Here is a 21,503-nt window from a genome sequence, read left to right on the forward strand (position 1 = left end):
TGTCAAACGAGGGCTTCTTTGAGAATCTGCTGCAGATACTGGCCGTAGCCATTTTTGGCCAACGGTTTGGCCAATGCTCCAAGTTGTTCAGCGTTGATCCAGTGATGACGGTATGCAATTTCTTCCGGACAGGCCACTTTGAGGCCCTGACGCTTCTCCAGGGTGGCGATGAACTGGCCTGCTTCCAGAAGGCTGTCGTGTGTGCCCGTGTCCAGCCAGGCATAGCCGCGGCCCATCAGCTCGACACGCAATTGGTTCTGTTCCAGGTACAGGCGGTTCAGGTCGGTGATTTCCAGTTCGCCGCGTGGGGATGGCTGGAGGTCTTTGGCCAGTTGTACAACCTGATTGTCGTAAAAGTACAGGCCTGTGACTGCAAAGTTGCTTTTCGGTTGGCTCGGCTTTTCTTCAAGGCTGAGCACCTTGCCATGCTCGTTGAATTCGGCAACACCATAGCGTTCCGGGTCGTGCACGTGGTAGGCAAACACGGTGGCACCTTCTTCGCGCTGGGTGGCGTTGCGAAGCAGCTCGGCGAAGTCGTGCCCGTGAAAGATGTTGTCTCCGAGAACCAGCGACGAAGTGTCGTTACCGATGAACTTCTCGCCAATGATGAATGCTTGGGCAAGGCCATCGGGGCTGGGCTGTACAGCGTACTGGATGTTCAACCCCCACTGGCTGCCGTCTCCCAGCAGATCCTGGAAGCGGGGGGTGTCCATGGGGGTGGAGATCACCAGAATGTCCCGGATACCCGCGAGCATCAGCGTGCTCAGCGGGTAGTAGATCATTGGCTTGTCGTACACCGGCATCAGCTGCTTGCTCACGGCTTGCGTGACGGGGTAGAGACGGGTGCCGGAACCTCCGGCGAGAATGATGCCTTTGCGTGCCATCTTGGGGCTTTCTGGTCAGAGGATTTGCTGGAGGACATGACTCACACCCTGTTGCCAGTGAGGCAGGTGCAGATCAAAAGCGGCGCGCAGGCGCTGCGTATCCAGGCGGGAATTTTGGGGGCGTTTTGCGGGAGTGGGGTAAGCCGAGGCCGGAATGGGAAGCACACGATCAGGGTGCGCCCGCAGCACCTTGCCCCTGACAAGGGCCTCACCAATGACAAACTGGGCGTACTGGTGCCAACTGGTTTCACCGTCTGCCGCCAGATGATAGGTGCCAAAAGGGAAAGCCTGACCATCTTCGTGCTGGTGTTGCCGCAGGACATGGGCGGTGACATCGGCAATCAGGGCCGCCGAGGTGGGCGCACCAAACTGGTCAGCTACCACCTTGAGTTCATCGCGGTCTCCTGCCAGCCGAAGCATGGTTTTTGCAAAGTTGCCTCCATGCGCGCCGACCACCCAACTGGTGCGCAAGATGACATGCTGAGCGTTGGCTGCTGCGAGCGCCAGTTCGCCGTCCAGCTTGGTCTGGCCATAGACCGATTGCGGGTTGGTAGAGTCCGATTCCACGTAGTAGCCGGCTTTGTTGCCTTCGTAGACGTAGTCTGTCGAGTAATGAATAACGAAGGCACCCAGCTTGGCGGCCTCTTCACCCAGTATTCCCGGCGCAATGGCGTTGACCGCGCGGGCTGTTTGGGCGTCGCTTTCTGCCCGGTCAACGGCGGTGTAGGCGGCCGGGTTGACGATGACTTGCGGCTGGACGGATTGCACCAGGCGACGCACAGCATCAGCGTCCGCGAGATCGCAGTCGGTGGTTCCCACGGCGACAACGGTTCCCAGCGGTGCCAAGGCGCGCTGGAGTTCGAAGCCCAACTGCCCGTTCTTCCCGGTCAGCAGGATGTTCATGCTTTGTTACCGTACTGCTGGTCCATCCATTGCCGATATTCTCCGCTTTGTACTTGTTGCACCCAAGGCTGGTTGTCCAGGTACCAGCGTACGGTCTTGCGGATGCCGGTTTCGAAAGTTTCCGCAGGCCTCCAGCCCAGCTCACGGTGGATCTTGCTGGCGTCGATGGCGTAGCGACGATCATGTCCCGGCCGGTCGGTGACATAGGTGATCTGATCGGCATAGGCCTTGCCATCCCTACGGGGTGACATTTCGTTGAGGAGGGCGCACACGGTGTTCACGATCTCGATGTTGGGCTTTTCGTTCCAGCCCCCCACGTTGTAGGTTTCTCCAGGAACACCCGCTTCCAGCACGCGGCGAATGGCACTGCAGTGGTCCTTGACGAACAGCCAGTCGCGCACTTGCATGCCATCGCCATAAACGGGCAAGGGCTTGCCAGCCAACGCGTTGACGATCATCAGCGGGATGAGCTTTTCCGGAAAGTGATACGGCCCGTAGTTGTTGGAACAGTTGGTGGTCAGTACCGGCAGCCCGTAGGTATGGTGGTAGGCGCGAACCAGGTGGTCACTCGAGGCTTTGCTGGCTGAGTAGGGACTGTTGGGGGCGAAAGGCGTTGTTTCGGTGAACGGTGCATCAGCCGGGCCGAGCGTGCCGTACACCTCGTCGGTTGAGACGTGCAGGAAGCGAAAGGCGGCTTTGGCCTCTGTGTCCAGGCTGCCCCAGTGGGTGCGCACCGACTCCAGCAAATGGAAGGTACCGACCACATTGGTCTGGATGAAATCCTCGGGGCCGTGGATGGATCGGTCAACGTGGCTTTCGGCCGCGAAGTTCACGACCGCGCGTGGCTTGTGTTCTGCAAGCAAGCGCTGCAGGAGGGCGCGATCCCCAATGTCACCATGAACGAAGATGTGGTTCGGCTTGCCCTTCAGGCTGGCCAGGCTTTGCATGTTGCCGGCATACGTGAGCTTGTCGAGATTGATGACTGGCTCATCCGACTGGGTAAACCAGTCAAGGACGAAATTGGCTCCAATGAAGCCTGCGGCTCCGGTCACGAGAATCATCAGGAACTCCTGTAGGGTTGTGCGACGAGGACTTGCACCGAAGATCAACGGGCGGGCGGCAATGCCAAGCACATACCTTCAGCTTGCGGAGGCGGTGGTGTCAGGCAGTCTGCCCAGGTGCTTGCGGAAGTAGCGGGCCATGCTTCTGACATGCCAGGACATGTACAAAGGATGGCGTCTGCTGGTTCGCTGCGCGGCGTGGACCACGGCGATCTGCGGCGATACCATCACTTTCCAGCCTGCATTCCAAAGGCGAGCACAGATATCGACGTCTTCGTAGTAAAGATGGAATTTATCATCGAATCCTCCCACATCCCGAAATGCGGAGGCTCTAAACAACAGGAACATGCCGGCAGCCCAATCAACGGGTACAGGCTCGGCCGAAGCAGAAGGACGAATGTTGTACCGGCCATCGCGTCCACCGATGGCTTTCCGTAGCAGAGATGCGAGCGTCGGGAAGTGGCGAGCGCTGTCTTCAGTAGCCCCCTTCGGGCTCACCACCATGGGCGCAACTACCCCCACGAGGGGGTCTTTCATGGCGGCAAGAAGGGCGGGAAACGGATCGTGGGGAAGGCGGATGTCCGGGTTGGCGACGCAAAAAAATGTTTCGGTGCTGCGACGAAAGGCTTGGTTGTGATTGGCACCAAATCCCAGAGGCTGAGAGTTGGTCGCGATATCCACTGCCACTTGGTGAACGTTCCATGGCGCGGGTTCCTGCACATTGCTGGTCAGAAGAATCCTGTTGGGTCGAGTGGCGTGATAGGCAAGGTCGTTCAGCAACAAATTGGCCAGCGGGGCTTGGGCATGACTGACAACTGAGAGGCACAGGCTCATAGCGTGCGCAGGAGCCGGAACAAGGCTCGCTGGAGTGGAGGAAACGGGATGCCCAATCCACAGGCCATCCAGACGCTGAGGCGCTGCATCGACGTCAGGCGAGCTGCGAAATACCGCAAAAAAGTGCGAGCCTGCAGGGCGTTGGCTTGAAAGGCTTGACTGTGTTCGTTGTTGAACAGCCGGATGCTGACGATAGCGAGCACACGCAACACGTGATAGGTGTTCCGCGGCAGTGCCGCCAGCCCTGGTTTCATCCTGTAGCGGTTGCGCTCTGTCCATTCTTTGGCACCGATGGTGTTGCTGTCATGTTGTCGGTAGTTCACCAACGGTTGTTTTACGTAGCGACGGCGGCCAAACGCGCTGGCTACCAGTGAAATCCACCAGTCGTGCATGATCGAATCGGCGGGCACAGGCGAACTGATCACGACGAGCGATCTGTTGAGCAATGCGGTACAGCCTGTGACTGTGTTGCTGATCAGTTGTGCAGCCAAGCTGTCGCGGTCCGCCCGGAGCCCCTGGTAAGTGGCCATGGAGGGTGCAATCTCTCTGCCGTCCTGATCAACAACGCGCAGATCTCCGTGTACCAGGCACGGTATGTCCGGTGTGCCGTTTTCGAGCTGGAGCATTTCGTCAAGCAACACAGCCAGCTTCTCAGGGTGCCATGTGTCGTCTTGATCTGCCAACGCGAAATAGGTGTCTGTGTCGGGCGTTTCCTCACGTGCCGGAAGTTTGAGCCCTTCCTCCATCAGACGGGAGAAACTTCCTCTTGCCCCCAGATTGCCCAGAGTATCGTGGACCAGTTGAATTCGCCCTGGATACCGAGCGGCATATTCCGCCAAAATGGCAGCGGAGTTGTCTTGGGATGCGTCATCACGACAAAGGATGAGCGTGTTCTGGAAGCTCTGCGTGAGGATGGAGTCCAGTTGGGCACGCAAGAAACGTGAGCCGTTGTAGACAGGCAGTAAAACAACCATTTTCTGCACAACATGTACGATGTGGGCGTGAGAGCTTGTCATGAAAGATGTCTCGCATCTCGCACGGCACGTCGTAGATTGATCCAGATGCTGTGCCTGTCACCCGATGTGATCAACAGGTAAGTGGACTTGAGTACGAAGCGAACGATGTCTTTTGTGCGCCAGATCCAAGGGGTGTAAGGCTGCTTGTGCAGATGAATGCGGTTGCGTGAGGAGTAGTAGTAGCGCAAGGCGCTGTGTTGCACGATGACACCTCGGCGAACCAGGACATTGTCGCTGTCCTCTCCAATGCGGTGATGCAATGTGGCGAGTTCCGTGCCAAACAGCCGGTACCCGAGGGCCTTCGCTCTGAAGCACCACTCCAGATCGACGTTGTCGATGAAATAGTCGCTGCGCATGAGGCCAATCCTTGGAAGCAGACCCACAGCCAGCAAACATCCGGATGTGATCAGAAAAGCGGTGTCAATCAACCGAGACTGTGGTTCGGCAACGGTTTCACTACGTTCGATCAGACTTCGAAAAGTGCGGAAGGGCATCCGTCTTTTTGATCGTGGCTCGATCAGTCGCGGACCTATGGCTGCCACAGTTCCTCGTGCAATTTGTTGTCCCAAATTCCAGGAGGTCAGCATGCCTGGAACGAAGTTTTCATCAATGCTGCTGTCCTGATCGAACAGCAAAGCCAACTCGTAACCTGCAGTTTCAATTCGCGTCAGCGCCTCGTTGAGAGCCGAGGCTTGTCCTAAGTTTTCAGGCAGGCAAATCACTTCGCGACAACGGTTGAAGCCCAAAGCCTTGGTCTTGAAGTGATCGATGTTGTTCGAGTGGTTGTCGATCAGGATGAAGTCACATCCGCTTTGGTCGAGCTGATTCAGCAGATCCAAGAGGACGGTCGTCTCAGGGTGGTAGCTCACCACGACAGCACACACGGCGTTCAGTGACGTGGCAGGCGAGTGATGGAGTTTGGAAGTCATCAGACTCGCCAGTTCAAAGAGAAATCACCGTCAAGCGACAGATTCGGGTTGTAGGCGGGGTCCTTTGGCTTGGGACCCCACTTCTGAATCCAGGTTGTACGTCTTGCACTCAAAGGAGGCAGTGACGTGAATAGATTGGTTCTTCCAGCAAAGCGCAAATCGTTGAAACGAAGCTCGACTTCTGGAGTCCATACATTGGCGAGTCCGCGGTCTCGAAACTCCAGACACAGGTCGACAAAATCCAGAGGATCACCAAAGAGCGAAGTCAGAGGGAGTGCTGTATTGATCAATTCTCTACGCACGACAAGTAGCGCGGGCGACAGGGCAGAAAATGATTGAGACAGAGCACCTCGGCCAGCGTAGCCGGTGTGATCAATGTGCAGCCCCTTGTGTGCATGGACGGCTCGGAAGTTGTCGGTGAATAGTATGCCGCCATGGTCCACGAGCTTGATCTGGTCTGCGGCGTCTACCACCATGGGTGCAACGAAACCTACTCGCGGTTGTGCAGCGAATCTGGCGAGCTCATCCAGCCAGCCATCGGTTGCTTCTGAGAAGGGCATGGTCAAGACGGCCAGGATCGGATCATCAGACAGTGGCAATGCGGTGGCGACACGAGCCAGCGCAGACCCACCGGGCGGCGCAGAAACGACTTGTATGGTGGGTGCGATCGATTGTGGGTCCGTCTGTATGTCGGCTGCGGTGACTGCTTGTGATGTCACCCAGATGAAGCTTGTGTCGCGGGCTCCTGCCCGGGTGCCAAGCATGGTGATCAACTCGCGCACTTGGTGGACAGGGTAGTCAAATGCCAAGACCACGGTGGCGCGCTGCATGTTGGAGGACAGCGTGTACCGGATTCGGTGAAAATTTGGCAGCAGGCGACAAGGCAGAACCTCTGCCGCGACCCCGGTTCTTTCCAGGTGATCCACCAGTGCTTTGTAGCTTGCCGTGGTGGTATAGGTCTTTTCAGACTGACTCAGTGCTGTGCTGCCTTGAATGGCTCGCCAGTGATAAAGCACTTTAGGGATGTGAACCACCTGATCGAGGCGCAGCCTCTCCAAGGCGCGCAAGGCCACGTCATAGTCTTGGGACCCTTCAACACCGCGACGAAATCCGCCAATCGCAGTGAGCAGGCTGCGTCGGTACACACCCAGATGGCTCACCATGTTGTGACCCATGAACAGGTCGTAGTTGAAGTCGGGCTTGAAATAGGCGCCCAGTGACCGCGTTCCGGATTCGACGATCCGGTCTTCATCCGAAAAAATGATGCCCACATCGGGATGTTCGGCGACACACTTGACCACCTCGGCCAGCGCTTCTTCAGGGAGCAGGTCATCCTGATCCAGAAGAACCACGAACTCGCCAGTGGCCAAGTCGAGCGCGGAGTTTGTGCATTGCGAAATATGGCCGTTGGTCTTTCTGAAAATGACGTGCACGTTGGCGTGTTGAGATTCCAGTGTGTGCAAATACGCTGTTAATTGCTCATCGTTCGATGCATCGTCGGCAATGCAGAGTTCCCAGTTGGCATAGCGTTGCCTTAGGACAGAGGCGACCGCTTCCTGCAGCAGGTGCAAAGGGGGGCGATACACAGGGAGCACCACCGACATCAAGGGGGACGGGTCTGTTGGGATAGTCGCTGCCGGTTTCGTTTGGGAGAAGCGATGTTTCCAGGCTGTGTAATCGTTGCGATCATGGTCGCCTGACCCTGGGCCAGGGTTGTGTTCATAAGTGGCAACGCGTCCAAAGTAGCCCCATCCGTACGATTGGATGTCTCTCCACCATTCACAGAGATGACCAAACCAGCCGCCATGACGCGCAATGCGGCCAGGCAGTCCACCCCATCCATGCCGAAGCCTCAATATGAACATGACGGGCGCGCGAACAGCCAATGACATGCGCCATATCGTCGAGTTCTGTATGGCTTCGAGCTCGGATCTGGTCTGCTTGAGTTCCTCAAGAGCCGAGGAGAGTTGGGCCTGCAGTCGGACCACTTCCACGTCGCCCGGGTCGCTGGCATCCGGGAGTTCGAACCCAGGTTCACGCATCGGGTCAGGGTGATTCATGTAGGAGGCAGTGTCATGGGTTCAACCCGGTGCAGATCAAGAGGAGGCCCGAAGACGCCGTAACTTCGGGGTGGGAGTTATTTTCTGGAAGCCGGAAGCGCAACCATGGTTCGACTTGCCAGCAGGATCGCAGTCATTAACAACGATGCAAAGACAATCAGGACATACGAGTTGATCTGGTACAGCTCAGGGTCCTTGCGAATCGAAGCGATGTAGACCAACGTCAAGTCACTGGGTCGCCCATTGATGACCGCCCTCGGCGGACCGGCGGTAGTGCTGCCGACAGTGGTCACGGATTTCCCGCGGGGGCTGTCAATGCCCTGTATGTCCACCCACGAATCTTGCTGAAATATTTCTCTAAATGAGATGCTGTGAAAACACACCAGTTCCATTTCGTTGTCTTCGATGTTCCTGGCCTCTATGACGCGCTCCTCGGAGGCTGAAGCTGTGGATGCCACGATCCGAAAACGCCCAGTGTTTTTCCTGTTTGCGTAGTTGGCGAATTGGATATCCAGGCAAACCGGGTTGTGAAATTCGGTGGGCAGAAGATCCGTATGCTCAACGCGAATGCTTTGGCGCAGACTGAATTCCGGCGTGATCTCACCAGTGACACGCATGTCTTTCCATGCAATACCTTCGTTGAGCACATGTTTATTTTTGTACCGCTCAATCGTTGGGTAATACATGAACAGCAGCATCAGCACACTGAACAGTGCAAGCTTTCCAAACTGGCGGGCGGTGGCGGTCTGTTGCGTCATATCTTTACCGATTCAAAGAACGGTATGACGTGCTGGAGATAGGTGTAAATTTCGGCGAACATGAGACCCAATACGATCCAGAGGGCGATCTTGATCGGGAAACGCAGATCCACTAGCGCCGTGGCAAGGGCCGCCAAAAGCATGGGGATGTAGGGAAAAAAGTACCTTCCCTGGGCGCCCCGCATCTCGCCGACCAGCATGTATGCCTTGTGGGCCTGCAGGATGAAAATCATGCCGAACAAGGCGAAAACCAGAATCAGGTGGTGAGGCAGTCGTTTGGATGGGTTCGTTTCGAGCAGCACGGCCACGAGAGAGAACGGAATGATCAATAGTGGTGCCAGTGCAATACCATTCACGACCAGGCCATTGAAAATGCCTGGTTCGGCATGCACGGTTTGCATGGCATAAACGTACAGGAAAACGCCGGACGACATCGATATGACCAAGAGCGCCATGCCGATGGGTTTTCGCGCAACCATGCTGTGCACCCATCCCTGCAATGATTGAGGTATTTCTGGGGGCCGCACCTGCGAGGTGAATCTTCCGGCCTGCTTGGCCGCAAAACCCACGGTGAGCAACACCAGCAACGCCAACACGAACAAGAAATAGAAGAAAGGCTCGTTGTTGATGTGGGTAAGCCGTGTTCCTTGGCACAAGTGCACCAGACTCGGTGTCTGGCAATAGCCCGAAAAACCAAACAGTGCATAGAAATGCACAAGCATAAAATAAAAGAAAGGCTGGCTTTCCAGGAACTGTAACATGGTGGCTCCCGGCATGACCGGCTGAATGGCAGCCGAGATTCCAATGTAGAAAGGGTCGCCGAAGTGCATCAGGTTTCGTCCCATCCACCACAATGGGGCAAGTAGCGACACAACCGTGATACCAATGGTGTGGCTTAACCAGCCCTTGATGGGCTGACGCAATTCAAGCACCATGACAGCCACAAAGCCGGCAATTATGATCCATGCCGTCATCTTTGTTGCACCCGCCAATGTCAGCCAGATAGCGCACAGGTAGGCGTCCCGTAATCTATTCTCCAATACAAAACGGACGAGATAGCGTGTGGCGACTGCACACACCAAGAGCAAAAAGACGTCGTTGGTAATCCCCGCTGAGAGGCTGTTCAGCGTAGGAATGAACGCTAGGGACGTGGACACCAACAGACTGCGTCCTGGATCCAGTCCCACATCCATCAGAATGCGGAATACCACCAAGACTGTCAGTCCCAACGAAAGAGCGGAAACCAGCCTCGTAATCCTGATCAGAAACCACCTGTCGTCAGTCACCTTGCTGGCGAGGGCATATGGAATTGCCGCAAGGGTGTAATATAGGGGAGGATGTTGCACTATGTAATTGATACGAGGGTGCAGAATCACCTTATCCGCAGGGTCCATCCAGAGGTCATTCAATATTGTCGCATTGCCCAGCAGTGGAAAAAACGAGCCGTTCGCGATATCTTTGATGTAAGCGTAGTGCCCGGATTCGTCAGGGATGTCGGCTGGTGGAATGACAAAGAAGGCGAGGTAGGCCGACTTCAACGTCACGATGAGCACGATCAGCCACGACCAACGCCACGCCGGGTGGGATTGCACCTCATCCTTGTGTGTGTGCAACGGCGGCGGGGCTGTGTTCGTGGGCATCATTCAATTGTATACTGTTGGGTTTACCCAACATCGCCGCGCGCTGCTGCCGAGCCGCTCATTGCATCGATGCCAAAGATCTCCATCGTCGTTCCCGTCTACAACTGCGAGCCCTTCCTGGAGCAGTGTCTTTTGTCTGTTCAGGCGCAGGTGCTTTCTGACTTCGAGGTGCTGCTGGTTAACGATGGCTCTACGGATGGAGGGGGCACCATTTGTGATCGCTTCGCCCTGCTGGATCCTCGTTTCCGGGTGTTTCACAAGGCCAACGGTGGTGTGTCGTCCGCTCGAAACCAGGCGCTCGACGCCGCACAGGGCGAGTGTGTTGTGTTCATCGATGCCGACGACTATGTGGAGCCGGATTTTCTGACCAAACTGGTCGAGCCGATGGCCTCGCATGACGTGGCCGTCTGTGCCTATGACCGGGTGCGGCCGGATGGCACCCAGCCGTTTGTGCTGGGAGACTCTGGTGAGTTGAGCATGAAAGCACTGTACGAACATACCCTGTGCACTCAGATGGTGGGGGGCGGGTGCTGCAACAAAGCGTTCCGCATGGCCCTGATTCGGAATTTCCGTCTGCGCTTTGATGGGCGGATCGCGGTGGGAGAGGACATGTTGTTTCTCGTTCAGTACTACAGGCACTGTCGATCGGCATGGCTGGTGGGCGATGTGCTGTACCACTACCGCTTCAACCAGGTGTCGGCAACTGAGTCGAGTTTTGCCCAGAAACGTGTCGATCAGCGGACCGCCAGCATCTTGCTTGCTGTTGAAAGCATGGCAGCCCATACCGATCCAGATGTGGCGTATCAGCTCAACTTTGTTCAATTTCGCAAGGCGCGATCGAGCTTGCGACTTTTTTTCCAGATGGTGCTCTCCCAAACCAACGACCCAGCCATTTTTTCTTCCTTGGAGCGCATCACGCGTGACAGCCTGATGTCGTTCCTCGGTTCAAATCACGCGCGCCCCCTTGAGAAGGTTGTTGCCTTGAGCATGGCGTTTTCCACACGCTTTTCTTTTGCGTTTGCGGTGAGGCTGTCGGGTGCCTTGGCCGGTCATCTGGCAGCCTACCGAACTTAAGCAACTTTTCACGCATCTCTCACAGGTTGTCATGTCCTTCGTCAATGAAAAGCTCCTGCGCTCGGCCTCACGCGGCATGCGCATGATCATGCGGCACATTCCATTGGAGGTATCTCGCGCAGTCTCTGCACGGACACTGCCTATTTTTATTTTTCATGCGGTCGAAACACACCCCAAGCCGTACATCAAGCATCTCTACGACTACCACACTCCCGAAAGTTTTGAGCGGGTGCTGGACGAAATTCTTCGCCACTTCAAGCCACTGGAAGACCTGTCGCCCGAAGGAATTGCACGGGCTGGCGCTGATCGGTTTCTTGTCACGTTTGATGATGGCCTGCGTTCTTCTTACGAAGTGGCTTCGCCCATTCTGGAGCGCAAGGGGATACCGGCCATTCACTTTTTGATCACCGATTTCCTCGGGGGGGGGGCGTCTTCTTCCATGGTGGAGGAGAAGTTCAAGGCCAGTCTCTTGATGGAGCTGTTGAAATCCCGTTCCGAGCGGGATCAGACTGACGTTGCCGCCATCCTGGCACGAATGGGTTACGCATCCGCCCATCCTGGACAAGCACTGATGTCAGTTCGTCAGGCTGATGGCGCTGTTTTTGACGCTGTTGCAGCGAGGCTGTCCGTGGATCTCGATGCTTACTTCCGCGCCGATCGACCGTACATCACGCACCAGGAAGCCACCGATCTGGTGCGTAGGGGGTTCATGCTGGGTGCACACAGCTGTGACCATCCTCGGTATTGGGAAATCACCCTGGATGAGCAGGTGTCGCAGACGCGTCGCAGTATGCGCCATATGTCCGAATCCTTTGACCTGCCTTACCGCTATTTCGCTTTTCCCTATAAAAATCGCGGCATCACCCCCGCCTTCTATGAACGTGTCCGCGGCGAGGTTGACTTGTTTTTCACCACCAGCGGCTGGGGCAGTCGCATGAACGACGACCAGGTGTTTCACCGGGTTGGGCTGGATAGCTCAGACAGTGCGTTGACGGCGCTTCAGTGTGGCTGGCGGCCTTTTCCACTCAGTCTGGTCCAGTAGAAGTTCCGGTGAGCCCGCTTATCCTGCGGAGTGCCGTTTCCCCAACGTCCAGGGGAGCGAGCGCTCAATGAGCCAAATCGATGGCCACATGATCAGAGCGGAGATGACAAGCACGAGCACTCCCCACCCCAACTCCTGTTCCATGGTGTCCAGGCTCACACCCGTTCCCAGGCTGAATATCACCTTCACACCTTTGATCACCAGCATGTGCAGTACCAGAATGCCCATGCTGTGTTGTCCCAGCATCGCCATCCAGGGGATGCGGTTCCCGACCCGCCAGCTCAGTAGCACCGACAGTCCAATACCCACCAAGGCAAAAGCCAGAAACATAATTGGATGGTTGACGGTGGGTCCCGCCAGACCTACAGCACCGTTCATCGGTGAAAGAAGGGACAGCGGCAGCAGTATTGCTAGCAACCAGTATTGCTGAGTTGGACGCAGTCTCTCCAGCCAACCGTAACGGCGCGTGTCAAGCCCCAGTTGCATGAAAACAGCTGCGCACAAGGCCGAAGCCGCACTCATGGGCAGCTTCAGTCGATCTTCAATCCATGCGCCAAGAGCAAAAGCCGCCATCAGTAAGGCGTAGCGCAGAAGCGGAGGGTGCTCACGCTGGTTCAGTGCGTACACCAGTCCTGAGGCCAAAAAAAGTGCTGGCAGGAACCAGAGAGGACTGTTGACGAGCAGTCCGTCACCGACTGTGCCGTAAAACGCACCCAGCAATGGCCACCAAAGGCCATATCCAAACTGTGCGACCTGCTTGCCAGCCAGTGCGGCTGCGGCAAACCCCAGGACGTAGAAAAGGTAGCCCAGCAAGGCATAGAGGATGTACGGGACCAAGATGCTGCTGACGCGGTTGCGCAAGAAGCGGCTCAGCGGCTGTGAGCCGGGTTTGAGAGTCAGGCCGGAGGCAAAGAAAAACAGTGGGACATGGAAGGAGAATATCCACATGTACGCGGTGGACACGTCGCTCAGCGACCAGACATGACCGACCACGATCAAGAGCATGCCCCAACCTTTGAGGACATCGATCCAGGTTTCGCGTGCTGCCATTTGTGGGTTCATCTGGCGGTTTTCAGGTGCGGTGCGAGGTCACGCGTTCGGCAGCGCCATTGCTTGCAAAAAGTTTCAAGCCCATTCCCACCAGGAAGGCCAATCCATCGCCCAGCACGGTGGCCAGACGCATGGTGACGCTCAGCCCGATGGCGGTGCCGGTACCCACCACCGAGCCCAGCAAGGCCACCACCAGGGCTTCTCGAACCCCTAGGCCGCCCGGTGCACCCGGGAGCAGGTAGCCGGCGATCCACGCCGAGGTGAACATCAGGGTGAAGGTCAGGATGTCCCCCTCTGAAATACCAAACAGGTAGGTGGCCTGGATTTTGAGCATCAGCCCGAAGACGAAAAAGCAGAAAATGAACCCCACCGCAACCAGAACTGCGGTGTGAAAGCGCGGCAGTGCCACCCGTTGACCACTGCCTAGCTTGCGCGACAGCTTGGGCAGGAATCGGTTGAGCAGCCAGACCGCCACCCATGGACTCATGGCCACGGCAACACCCATGGCTGCCATGACGGGGGCGTTGGGCATGGGTACTTCAAGCACCGCCGTCGTGTCCAGGAACAGGATCAGTCCCGCGCCCCCCATGCTCAGACCAGTGGCAACCAGCCAGAGGGTGGAGATGAGCATGGTGGTGATCGACACGCCCACCGGGACGCCAGCGGCGCTGGCCAGCGTGATTTGTCCTACGAGGTGTCCCACATTGCCCGGCAGGTATTTCGCCACCTGGGCCATACTGACAATGCGGAATGCGGTGGCTGCAGGCAGGCGTACGCCCTGATCACGCAGCAAGGCCATCCACATCAGCCCACCACAGACCAAGTTCACGAACATGCAAAAAACCGTGGCCGTCATGGCGAGCCAAGCCGATGCGCCCCACTGAATGGGCGGAATACTGTCGAAGTGTTTGCTGGCTGCTGCGACGAAGTAGAACGCTGTGATCGACAGGATGATCACAGCAGCCCACTTGGCGAGCCGCTGCATGGTAGGAGAGCGGGTCATGTTTTCGGGTCTGTGCTGTCGGTACACGTCGTGGCGCACCGGCTTTCGTGATCACACAAAAAGCAGCCCATGCAAACGGCCGCGGGGCTGGCGAAGGCATGGGCACAGGAGATAGAGAGGTTTCAGGCCTCTCCGCGCATCATTCGGCTCGGCTGTTGATCAGGTCGGCGACGCGCTTGCCGGCCAGGATGCTGTGGTCCATGTTGTAGTACTGCCAGTCACCGAAGCGGCCGGTGGGATGGATGTCGAGGCTGACCAGGTACTCATGAATGGTCTTGACGTTCTTTTCGTAGTCCAGGTCGTAGATCACGTAGGCCGGGTCCACGGTCAGCACGTCTGCTGCCAGCACTTCGTCGTCCGGGCGCATGATCTTGGCCTTGATGAGGCCGTCGATCGTGGCCTGGATCAAGGCTTCGCGACCCTGCACGCGCAGCGGGCGGTGCTTGGAGTAGGAAATCTCGCAGCACACGGAACTGGTGCCCGGTGGGCAGGTCTTCTCGGAGGCGTTGCGCGGGAAGCTGATGCGGTGGAAGATGAAATCTTCGGCTTCGTGGAAGTACAGCCAGTGGTAGGGGCTGATGTCCGGCCGGTTGATGCCGATGTTCACGCACTCGATCTGGTTGAACTGCAGCCCGTTGATGGCGTCCAGCACGTTTTGCGGAATGCCGTCGATGAACTTGGGCAGGTGCGTCAGCGGCAGCGTGTAGACCAGGTTTTCGTAGCCCACCACCTTGCCGGACTCGAACGACACCTGTCGGGTGACGGGGTCGATCCGGGTGACGGTTTCGTTAAGGTGGATGTTCTGCACGCCTTTGGCCAGCGCCACGGGCAGGGATTCGATCGCACCCTCGATGGGGTACCAGAACTCCTGGTTGAAGCCCGATTCGTCATCTTCGTCCTGCAGTGCCCCGCGCAGCACGGCTTCGAAGTCGGGCTCGGGTACGCGACGGTCGATCCAGTCGAAGTTCATGTGCTTGGGATCGATGGTCCAGATGCGCTCGGCGTAGGGAATCATCAGCTGCTCGGCGATGCCTTTGCCAAAGCGCCAGTACATCCACTCGCGGTAGTTCTGCGGTTTCGGACGGTCCGGGTCTCGCAGCACATCCACCAGCCCGCTGAGGCACTCGATGACGTCCTTGGCCGGCAGGCCATGCAGGTGGGCCTGGTAAGGAAACTGCGTGTAAAGGTCGTACTTGCCGTGGTAAATGAAGGCCTTGCGCTTCTTGATCTCGAGATTGCCCTTGAGCAAGGTGTGGATCAGCTCGTGCGCATAGGGATTGACCGTGTACAGGATGTGGGGCGCGTAGTCGAATAAGAAGCCGTTGACCTCTTCCGAGCGGCACAGTCCACCCACCTCGTGGAGTTTTTCGTAGACCGCGTAGTCGCTCTTGAGGTGGTAGCCGGTGCTCAGGCCGGTCAGGCCGCCGCCGAGGATGAGGTTCTTGGTGTGTTGCATATGGGTGTCGGAAAGCTGAGGTAACCGACGATTTTAACCGGGTGCCTGTCCCCGCTCAGGTGCGGGTTTTGCCCGTGACTTCGTCAAACATCGCCTGCAGGGCTTCCCCGGTCTTCTGGATCGCGCAGTGGTCCTTGAACGCCTGGTAGCCGTTGTCGGCGATGCGCTGGCACAGGGCCGGGTCGTTCTTGAGCGTGCGCACGGCGTCGGCCAGCGCCTGTGGGCTGGCGGCGTCGACCAGGTACACGCTCTCACCGTGCCGGAGCAGTTCCTGCACCGGTGCGTTGCGCTGGGTGATCAGCGGCTTGGCCATGCCGATGCCTTCGATGACCTTGTTGGTCATCACCAGGGAGGCGCGCGTGTTCTCGCCGAAGATGCCCAGGCAGACGTCGGCGTTGGACATCAGCACGGCCAGCTGGTCGTAGGGCACGGAGTCGACCAGGCGGACATTCTTGAGGTCCAGCTCCTTCGCGAGCTTCATGTCTTCTTCGTAGGTGATGCCCTTGCCCACGATCTGGAACTTCACGCCTTCGTTCTCCAGCATCTTGGCAGCACGCAGGATGTGGCGAACGCCGTGGAACGGGGTGTATTCGCCATGGAAGTGCACCAGGAAGTCGCTGCTCTTCTCGGCTGGCGGGCGCGGGTAGATGGCCTTGTCGTCCACCGCCAGGAAGAGGCGGCGCAGCTTGCGGCCGTCCACCTTGAAGGTGCGCTTGAAGTGTTCGATGACGTGCTGGCTGTCCAGAATGGAGATGTTGGCCGCCTTGTACGACAGCCAGTCGCTCAGACCGTACACCCAGGCCATGAAGCTGCCTTCCTTGGCCTTGGCGCGGTCGAACACCATGGTGTCGTAGGTGGTGATGTACATGTCGAACACGATCGGCTTCCACGTCAGCAGGCGGATCACCGGGGTGATCAGCTGGCCGTAGAAGCCGGTCAGCACCACATCGCAGCGGGGTGCGGCCAGCAGGGTCTGCCACAGCAGCCGGGGGTAGTTCTTGAACGAACGGTCCGGCGGCAGGACGGTGACCACCTCGTGCCCCATGTCGGTCAGGGCGCGCAGGATGATGCGCGTGCGCGAATAGCTGGCCTCACGGCCAGCAACGTAAAGAATTTTCATGAAAGCTCCGATTCGGAGACGTGTGCCAAAACCAGAGGGTCGCCTGATCAGAAGTGGGCATTGGCGCGCAGCTGCACGGCCTGGGTTTGTCGGGCTTGCTTGATGTTGGCGGCATAGGACGCATTGAGGTTCCAATGCCGGGACAGATTCATCTGCGCATTCAGTCCGAGGTAAGTCTGGTTGATACGCGCACGATCAATCAGCTCGCGCTGCACGACCAGCGGTTGGGCGGTTTCGCGCATATTGACGACGAACCCCTCCCGTTTGAGGCTTTCCCGGTGCATCAGGCTCCCACCCCATTGCAACTTGCGGCCACCAGCCAGGTTGATGGGCGAGAATTGCAGATCCATACCCACTCCAGAAAACCACTCTGTGGATTTGGTTGCATCAAAGTGCACGTCGGATGTGTAGAGCGTTTTCAATGTGCCAGCATCGAGACTTTGGCGCGTTTGAGTGAGAGAGGCCCATGGCGTCACCGTGAACATTGGGTGGCTCACTGTGTAGCGCAGTTTGCTTTCCATCGACCAGCTGTTGCCCTGGCGGGTGTTGTCAACGGTGCGCATGATCAGGTCATCGGATGCAGTCTGGCTGAAACGCTGCGAGGCTTGAGACAGGTGAGTGGTGAACAGGAAGTCGGACATCGGTTTGATCCAGTACAGGCTGGCCGCATACGACTGAAAGCCGATGCTGGAACGGCTCTCGGTGCTGCTGATCTGTGTGCCGGCGTTTTTCTGGTGCAGCGCCAAGCCCATCTGGGATGCTCCGGTCAAGGCGTTGTCAGAAGCATTGAAGTTCAAGGCCAAACCAGTGAAGGCAGGTGCCGTGTTGCCCGATGCGTAGTGGTTGAATGACCGATGCTGCGCCATGCGATCAGGAGTCGATGTTTGCGATTGCACACCCAGTGGAACCAGGCTGAACGATGAGCCTGAGATGTTCTTTGTATTTTCTGCCATGCTCAGTACCAGAAGACCCTGATCAATATCCTGATTCAGTTGGGCCGCGGCTGCGGAGCCTGCCTCGATGGCGTTGGCCCAGTTCCATGCGCGCGTCAGGTAGTGCGCATAGGTTCTGGCGATGATTTCCATGCCGCGACTACCAAAATGGATGGCATCGTAGAACAGCGCATCTGTGGTGTGCCGCGCAGGATTCTCTGTGTCGATGATGTTGAAGCCGTACTTGGTTGGCTCATTGAGGATGCGATTGAATACGGTGTAGAGGTCCACCGCAATGATGTTGGGATTGCTGTTGGCCAGTCCTGCCACATGATTGTTCAAGTCAACGATCATGCTTTGGGTATGAAGAGGATTGACGCCTGGGTTTCGGCTCCAATCATGGATTTGGGTCACGAAGATGCGGTTGGTGCCGCTGGCTGCTCCGGCTTGCACCAACTGGTTCACGCCTTCTGTGTAGCCCGCCTTGGACGCAGCAAAGTCCTCAGGTGACCGGCCGTTACGACCCACGTCGTTGTAGCCGAAGTACGTGATGGAGAGGTCGCGCTCGGATATCGCTGAATTCCTGTTGCGCCAGGTGGCCAGCTGTCTGTTAAATGATGTGGTTTGTGAAAACTGCGCTCGGGCACCTCCAATTGCATAGTTCTCGACCCGTGTCACGTAGCCACTTCCCTGCAATGCACTGGCCCAGTTCAAGATGCCATTTGGACCGGTGTACCCCGGATCAGAGTAGCTGTCTCCAAAGACGCGCATGGTGTTGACCTTGATCTGGTCGTTGCTCCCGGCAGCGTCTATCGAGAACGGATTGGGTGTCGCCGGGATAACCTTGGTTGAACCGCCACTGCTGGCACAACCAGACAATAGGATCATGGCGGTGGCTAAGCTCAACACAGATGGATAGTAAGGAATGCACAGGGGGGGGCTGATACGTTTCTTCATGGTGTTGATCGGTGTGAGAAGGGGTTTAAGCTAGATCGCGATGGTCTGCGCACAGCACGAAACAAAGGGGGTTTGGAGTTCAATCGCTGCCGAAGAGGTCGCGCGTGAAGACCTTGTCCTGGACATCGGCCAGGCTGCTGGACATACGGTTGCTGATGATCACGTCGGATTGCTGCTTGAAAGCGTCGAGGTCCTTGATGATCGGTGAATTGAAGAACTGATCACCTTCCAGCCCCGGCTCATAGATGATCACGGGAATGCCCTTGGCCTTGATGCGTTTCATGATGCCCTGAATGCTGGAAGACCGGAAATTATCGGATCCCGCTTTCATGATCAGGCGGTAGATGCCCACGGTATTGGGCCTGCGCTGGAGCACGCTGTTGGCAATGAAGTCCTTGCGCGTGGTGTTGGACTGCACGATCGCCTGGATCAGGTTCTGGGGCACGTCCTTGTAGTTGGCCAGCATCTGCTTGGTGTCCTTGGGCAGGCAGTAGCCGCCGTAGCCGAAGGACGGGTTGTTGTAGTGGCTGCCGATGCGCGGATCAAGGCCGACGCCTTCGATGATCTGGCGTGAATCGAGGCCGTGGGTCGCTGCGTAGGTGTCGAGTTCGTTGAAATAGGCCACCCGCATGGCGAGGTAGGTGTTCGAGAACAGCTTGACAGCCTCGGCCTCGGTGGAGTCGACGAACAGCACCGGAATGTCCTGTTTGCGGGCACCCTGGCGCAGCAGACCGGCAAACACCTCGGCACGCCCGGAGCGTTCGCCGACGATGATGCGCGACGGGTAGAGGTTGTCGTACAACGCCTTGCCCTCACGCAGGAACTCGGGCGAAAAGAGGAGATTGTCGCAGCCGGTCTGGGCCCGGATCTTGGCGGTGTAGCCCACGGGGACCGTCGACTTGATGATCATCACGGCCTGCGGGTTGATGCGCATGACGTCGTGGATCACGGCCTCAACCGACCGGGTGTTGAAGTAGTTCGTCTCGCTGTCGTAGTCGGTCGGGGTGGCGATGATGACGAAGTCCGCGCCGGCGTACGCCTCTTCCTTGTCCGTGGTGGCTTTCAGGCGGAGCGGCTCGTGGGCCAGGAAATGTTCGATTTCGCTGTCGGCGATCGGGCTTTTGCGCTCGTTGATCAGCCGCACCTTCTCCGGCACGATGTCGAGTGCAACCACCTCGTTGTGCTGGGCCAGCAGGACCGCATTCGAGAGCCCAACATAACCGGTACCTGCGACCGCAATTTTCATGAAACGCCTTCAGAGGAAACGAGCGGGTCGTGGCCGTAGGCCGTGCCGGAGGGCGGGTACTGCCGTGGCGGCCTGAGGACGGCCTTCCTGCGCGCGACTTCGCTAAAAAAGTCCTCAATTTTGCCATACTGGCCTGTTCCGTCCCGGGCCGTTGCGTCAGCGCAAAAACCCCAGTGCAAACGGCAAACTCAACATGCCCAGCAAGGTGGACAAGGTGACCAGCCCGGCCACATAAGGCCCGTTGTAGCCCATGCGGGCGGCCAGCACATAGCAGCTGGAGGCCGTCGGTACCGCCGAGAACATGAGCAGCACCGTGGTCTGTGTGGTGTCCAGCCGGAACAGGCGGGACAGGCCGAAAGCCATGAGCGGCATGGCCAGGTGCTTCACGGTCAGCACCAGCACGCCCAGCGTCTTGGCCGCCTGCAGGGAGCCCAGCTGCATGCCGGCGCCCGCGGCCATGAGCCCCAGTGCGAGAGAGGCCTGGCCGATGCGGCTCACCGTCGGTTCCAGCCAGTCCGGAATCTGGAAGCCCAGCAGGTTGGCCAGCAGGCCCGAGGCGGTGCCGATGATCAGCGGGTTGCGCAGCAGTTCGCCGGCAAAGTGCTTCTGGGCGTGGCGGGCCATGGGCCAGACGGCGCCCACGTTGAACAGCGGCACACACACGCCGATGATCACGGCGATGAGCTGCAGGCCCTGCGGCCCGGCCACTTTGCTGGCCAGGGCCAGGGCGATGAAGGAGTTGAAACGAAAGCCGATCTGTGCGCTGGCGGCGTGCAGGCGCACATCCAGCCGGCGGCCCAGCCAGGGCCAGTGGGGCAGCGAATACGAGAGCGCGATACCCAGCAGGCCGAGTGTGAAGCCGGCGGCCATGAGGCTGGAGGTGGCCCCCAGGTCCAGCGGGCTTTTCACGATGGACTGGAACAGCAGCACCGGAAACAGGAAATAGTAGACCAGGCTCTCGATGGGTACCCAGACCTTGCGGTCGAGCGCGGTGAAGCGGCAGAGCAGGTAGCCGATCAGGATGAGCGAGAAGTCGGGGAAGAGCAACTGGGCAAAGTTCACCGGCGCGAGCATACCTTGGGCATTGCCGTGGGCGAGTCACCGGGTCATCGCTCCGGGGCGGGCGGCCGGGCGCACGGGGTGAGCAGGGTGACACCGCCGTCCGACGGCAACCATTGACCCAGCGGCACGCACTGGCCGTCCACGCACCAGGCGTAGTCGGCGGTGTACGGCGAGCGGGTGAGCCGCAGGCCCTGCGGCGACCCCATGCGGGGGGTGTACTCGTACCAGCCATTGCGCAGCACCGCGTCGTCGGGCGGCTCCATGCCGGCGCCAGAGCCGCGCACGCGTGCCGTCCGCGCCTGCAGCACCGGGGGCTGTCCGGCGGTGGGTGAGGCGACCACGGCGTAATCCTCTTCCCAGCGCACTTTTTCGATTGAGTGCGTCCAGGCCAGCGTGAAGCGCTCGACCGGCACGAACACCGGCGGCGCTGCCGCCGATGCCGCCAGGGCCAGACAGACGCCGAGCCCGGGCATGGG

The 21,503-nt window shown here is 58.2% G+C and carries 19 protein-coding genes; 2 read left to right on the plus strand and 17 right to left on the minus strand.

What is annotated here, in order from left to right:
• Window positions 1–2 precede the first annotated feature (2 nt).
• The 9 genes from rfbA to AC23D4_RS21665 form a co-directional block, all read right to left on the minus strand.
• Window positions 3–884: a glucose-1-phosphate thymidylyltransferase RfbA gene (rfbA, locus tag AC23D4_RS21625; protein ID WP_472887733.1), complete on the minus strand. Its 882-nt coding sequence runs from the start codon at window positions 882–884 to the stop codon at window positions 3–5.
• A gap of 15 nt (window positions 885–899) precedes the next feature.
• Window positions 900–1,787, minus strand: a complete 888-nt coding sequence (rfbD, locus tag AC23D4_RS21630) for a dTDP-4-dehydrorhamnose reductase (protein ID WP_472887734.1) — start codon at window positions 1,785–1,787, stop codon at window positions 900–902.
• On the minus strand, window positions 1,784–2,848 hold the full coding sequence (rfbB, locus tag AC23D4_RS21635) for a dTDP-glucose 4,6-dehydratase (protein WP_472887735.1): 1,065 nt from the start codon (window positions 2,846–2,848) through the stop codon (window positions 1,784–1,786). The genes rfbD and rfbB overlap by 4 nt, the downstream gene beginning before the upstream one ends.
• Before the next feature lie 78 nt (window positions 2,849–2,926).
• Window positions 2,927–3,682 (minus strand): glycosyltransferase family 2 protein, encoded by a 756-nt coding sequence (locus AC23D4_RS21640; protein WP_472887736.1) that lies wholly within the window; start codon window positions 3,680–3,682, stop codon window positions 2,927–2,929.
• Window positions 3,679–4,656 carry a glycosyltransferase family 2 protein gene (locus tag AC23D4_RS21645; protein WP_487623667.1) on the minus strand — a complete coding sequence of 326 codons (978 nt, stop codon included), beginning with the start codon at window positions 4,654–4,656 and terminating at the stop codon, window positions 3,679–3,681. Before AC23D4_RS21645 ends, AC23D4_RS21640 begins: the two co-directional genes overlap by 4 nt.
• 38 nt (window positions 4,657–4,694) lie before the next feature.
• On the minus strand, window positions 4,695–5,627 hold the full coding sequence (locus tag AC23D4_RS21650; protein ID WP_472887738.1) for a glycosyltransferase: 933 nt from the start codon (window positions 5,625–5,627) through the stop codon (window positions 4,695–4,697).
• Window positions 5,627–7,687 carry a glycosyltransferase family 2 protein gene (locus AC23D4_RS21655; protein WP_472887739.1) on the minus strand — a complete coding sequence of 687 codons (2,061 nt, stop codon included), beginning with the start codon at window positions 7,685–7,687 and terminating at the stop codon, window positions 5,627–5,629. Before AC23D4_RS21655 ends, AC23D4_RS21650 begins: the two co-directional genes overlap by 1 nt.
• A 77-nt stretch (window positions 7,688–7,764) precedes the next feature.
• Window positions 7,765–8,445 (minus strand): hypothetical protein, encoded by a 681-nt coding sequence (locus tag AC23D4_RS21660; RefSeq protein ID WP_472887740.1) that lies wholly within the window; start codon window positions 8,443–8,445, stop codon window positions 7,765–7,767.
• Complete coding sequence (locus tag AC23D4_RS21665; protein ID WP_487623668.1) at window positions 8,442–10,088, minus strand: glycosyltransferase family 39 protein; 1,647 nt, start codon at window positions 10,086–10,088, stop codon at window positions 8,442–8,444. Before AC23D4_RS21665 ends, AC23D4_RS21660 begins: the two co-directional genes overlap by 4 nt.
• Before the next feature lie 66 nt (window positions 10,089–10,154).
• Between AC23D4_RS21665 and AC23D4_RS21670 the strand changes: the two genes are divergently transcribed.
• Together AC23D4_RS21670 and AC23D4_RS21675 are read left to right on the plus strand one after the other, a co-directional pair.
• Window positions 10,155–11,159: a glycosyltransferase family 2 protein gene (locus AC23D4_RS21670; RefSeq protein ID WP_472887742.1), complete on the plus strand. Its 1,005-nt coding sequence runs from the start codon at window positions 10,155–10,157 to the stop codon at window positions 11,157–11,159.
• Window positions 11,160–11,190: 31 nt separating this feature from the next.
• Window positions 11,191–12,201 carry a polysaccharide deacetylase family protein gene (locus AC23D4_RS21675; protein WP_472887743.1) on the plus strand — a complete coding sequence of 337 codons (1,011 nt, stop codon included), beginning with the start codon at window positions 11,191–11,193 and terminating at the stop codon, window positions 12,199–12,201.
• An 18-nt stretch (window positions 12,202–12,219) separates the two neighbouring features.
• Here the strand turns inward: AC23D4_RS21675 and AC23D4_RS21680 are convergent, their stop codons facing one another.
• The 8 genes from AC23D4_RS21680 to AC23D4_RS21715 form a co-directional block, all read right to left on the minus strand.
• Window positions 12,220–13,251: an acyltransferase family protein gene (locus AC23D4_RS21680; protein ID WP_472887744.1), complete on the minus strand. Its 1,032-nt coding sequence runs from the start codon at window positions 13,249–13,251 to the stop codon at window positions 12,220–12,222.
• A gap of 22 nt (window positions 13,252–13,273) precedes the next feature.
• Complete coding sequence (locus AC23D4_RS21685; protein ID WP_472887745.1) at window positions 13,274–14,236, minus strand: lysylphosphatidylglycerol synthase domain-containing protein; 963 nt, start codon at window positions 14,234–14,236, stop codon at window positions 13,274–13,276.
• A gap of 157 nt (window positions 14,237–14,393) precedes the next feature.
• Window positions 14,394–15,710 (minus strand): protoporphyrinogen/coproporphyrinogen oxidase, encoded by a 1,317-nt coding sequence (locus tag AC23D4_RS21690; protein WP_472887746.1) that lies wholly within the window; start codon window positions 15,708–15,710, stop codon window positions 14,394–14,396.
• A gap of 55 nt (window positions 15,711–15,765) precedes the next feature.
• Window positions 15,766–16,830, minus strand: a complete 1,065-nt coding sequence (locus AC23D4_RS21695) for a glycosyltransferase family 4 protein (protein ID WP_472887747.1) — start codon at window positions 16,828–16,830, stop codon at window positions 15,766–15,768.
• A 47-nt stretch (window positions 16,831–16,877) separates the two neighbouring features.
• Complete coding sequence (locus AC23D4_RS21700) at window positions 16,878–18,719, minus strand: GDSL-type esterase/lipase family protein (RefSeq protein WP_472887748.1); 1,842 nt, start codon at window positions 18,717–18,719, stop codon at window positions 16,878–16,880.
• Between the two features lie 79 nt (window positions 18,720–18,798).
• Window positions 18,799–19,965, minus strand: coding sequence for a nucleotide sugar dehydrogenase (locus AC23D4_RS21705; protein ID WP_472887749.1), 1,167 nt, complete (start codon window positions 19,963–19,965; stop codon window positions 18,799–18,801).
• A gap of 156 nt (window positions 19,966–20,121) precedes the next feature.
• Window positions 20,122–21,027, minus strand: coding sequence for an AEC family transporter (locus AC23D4_RS21710; protein ID WP_472887750.1), 906 nt, complete (start codon window positions 21,025–21,027; stop codon window positions 20,122–20,124).
• Window positions 21,028–21,071: 44 nt separating this feature from the next.
• Complete coding sequence (locus AC23D4_RS21715) at window positions 21,072–21,500, minus strand: DUF1850 domain-containing protein (protein WP_472887751.1); 429 nt, start codon at window positions 21,498–21,500, stop codon at window positions 21,072–21,074.
• Window positions 21,501–21,503: the final 3 nt, after the last annotated feature.

The sequence above is a fragment of the Hydrogenophaga sp. L76 genome (assembly GCF_057654755.1).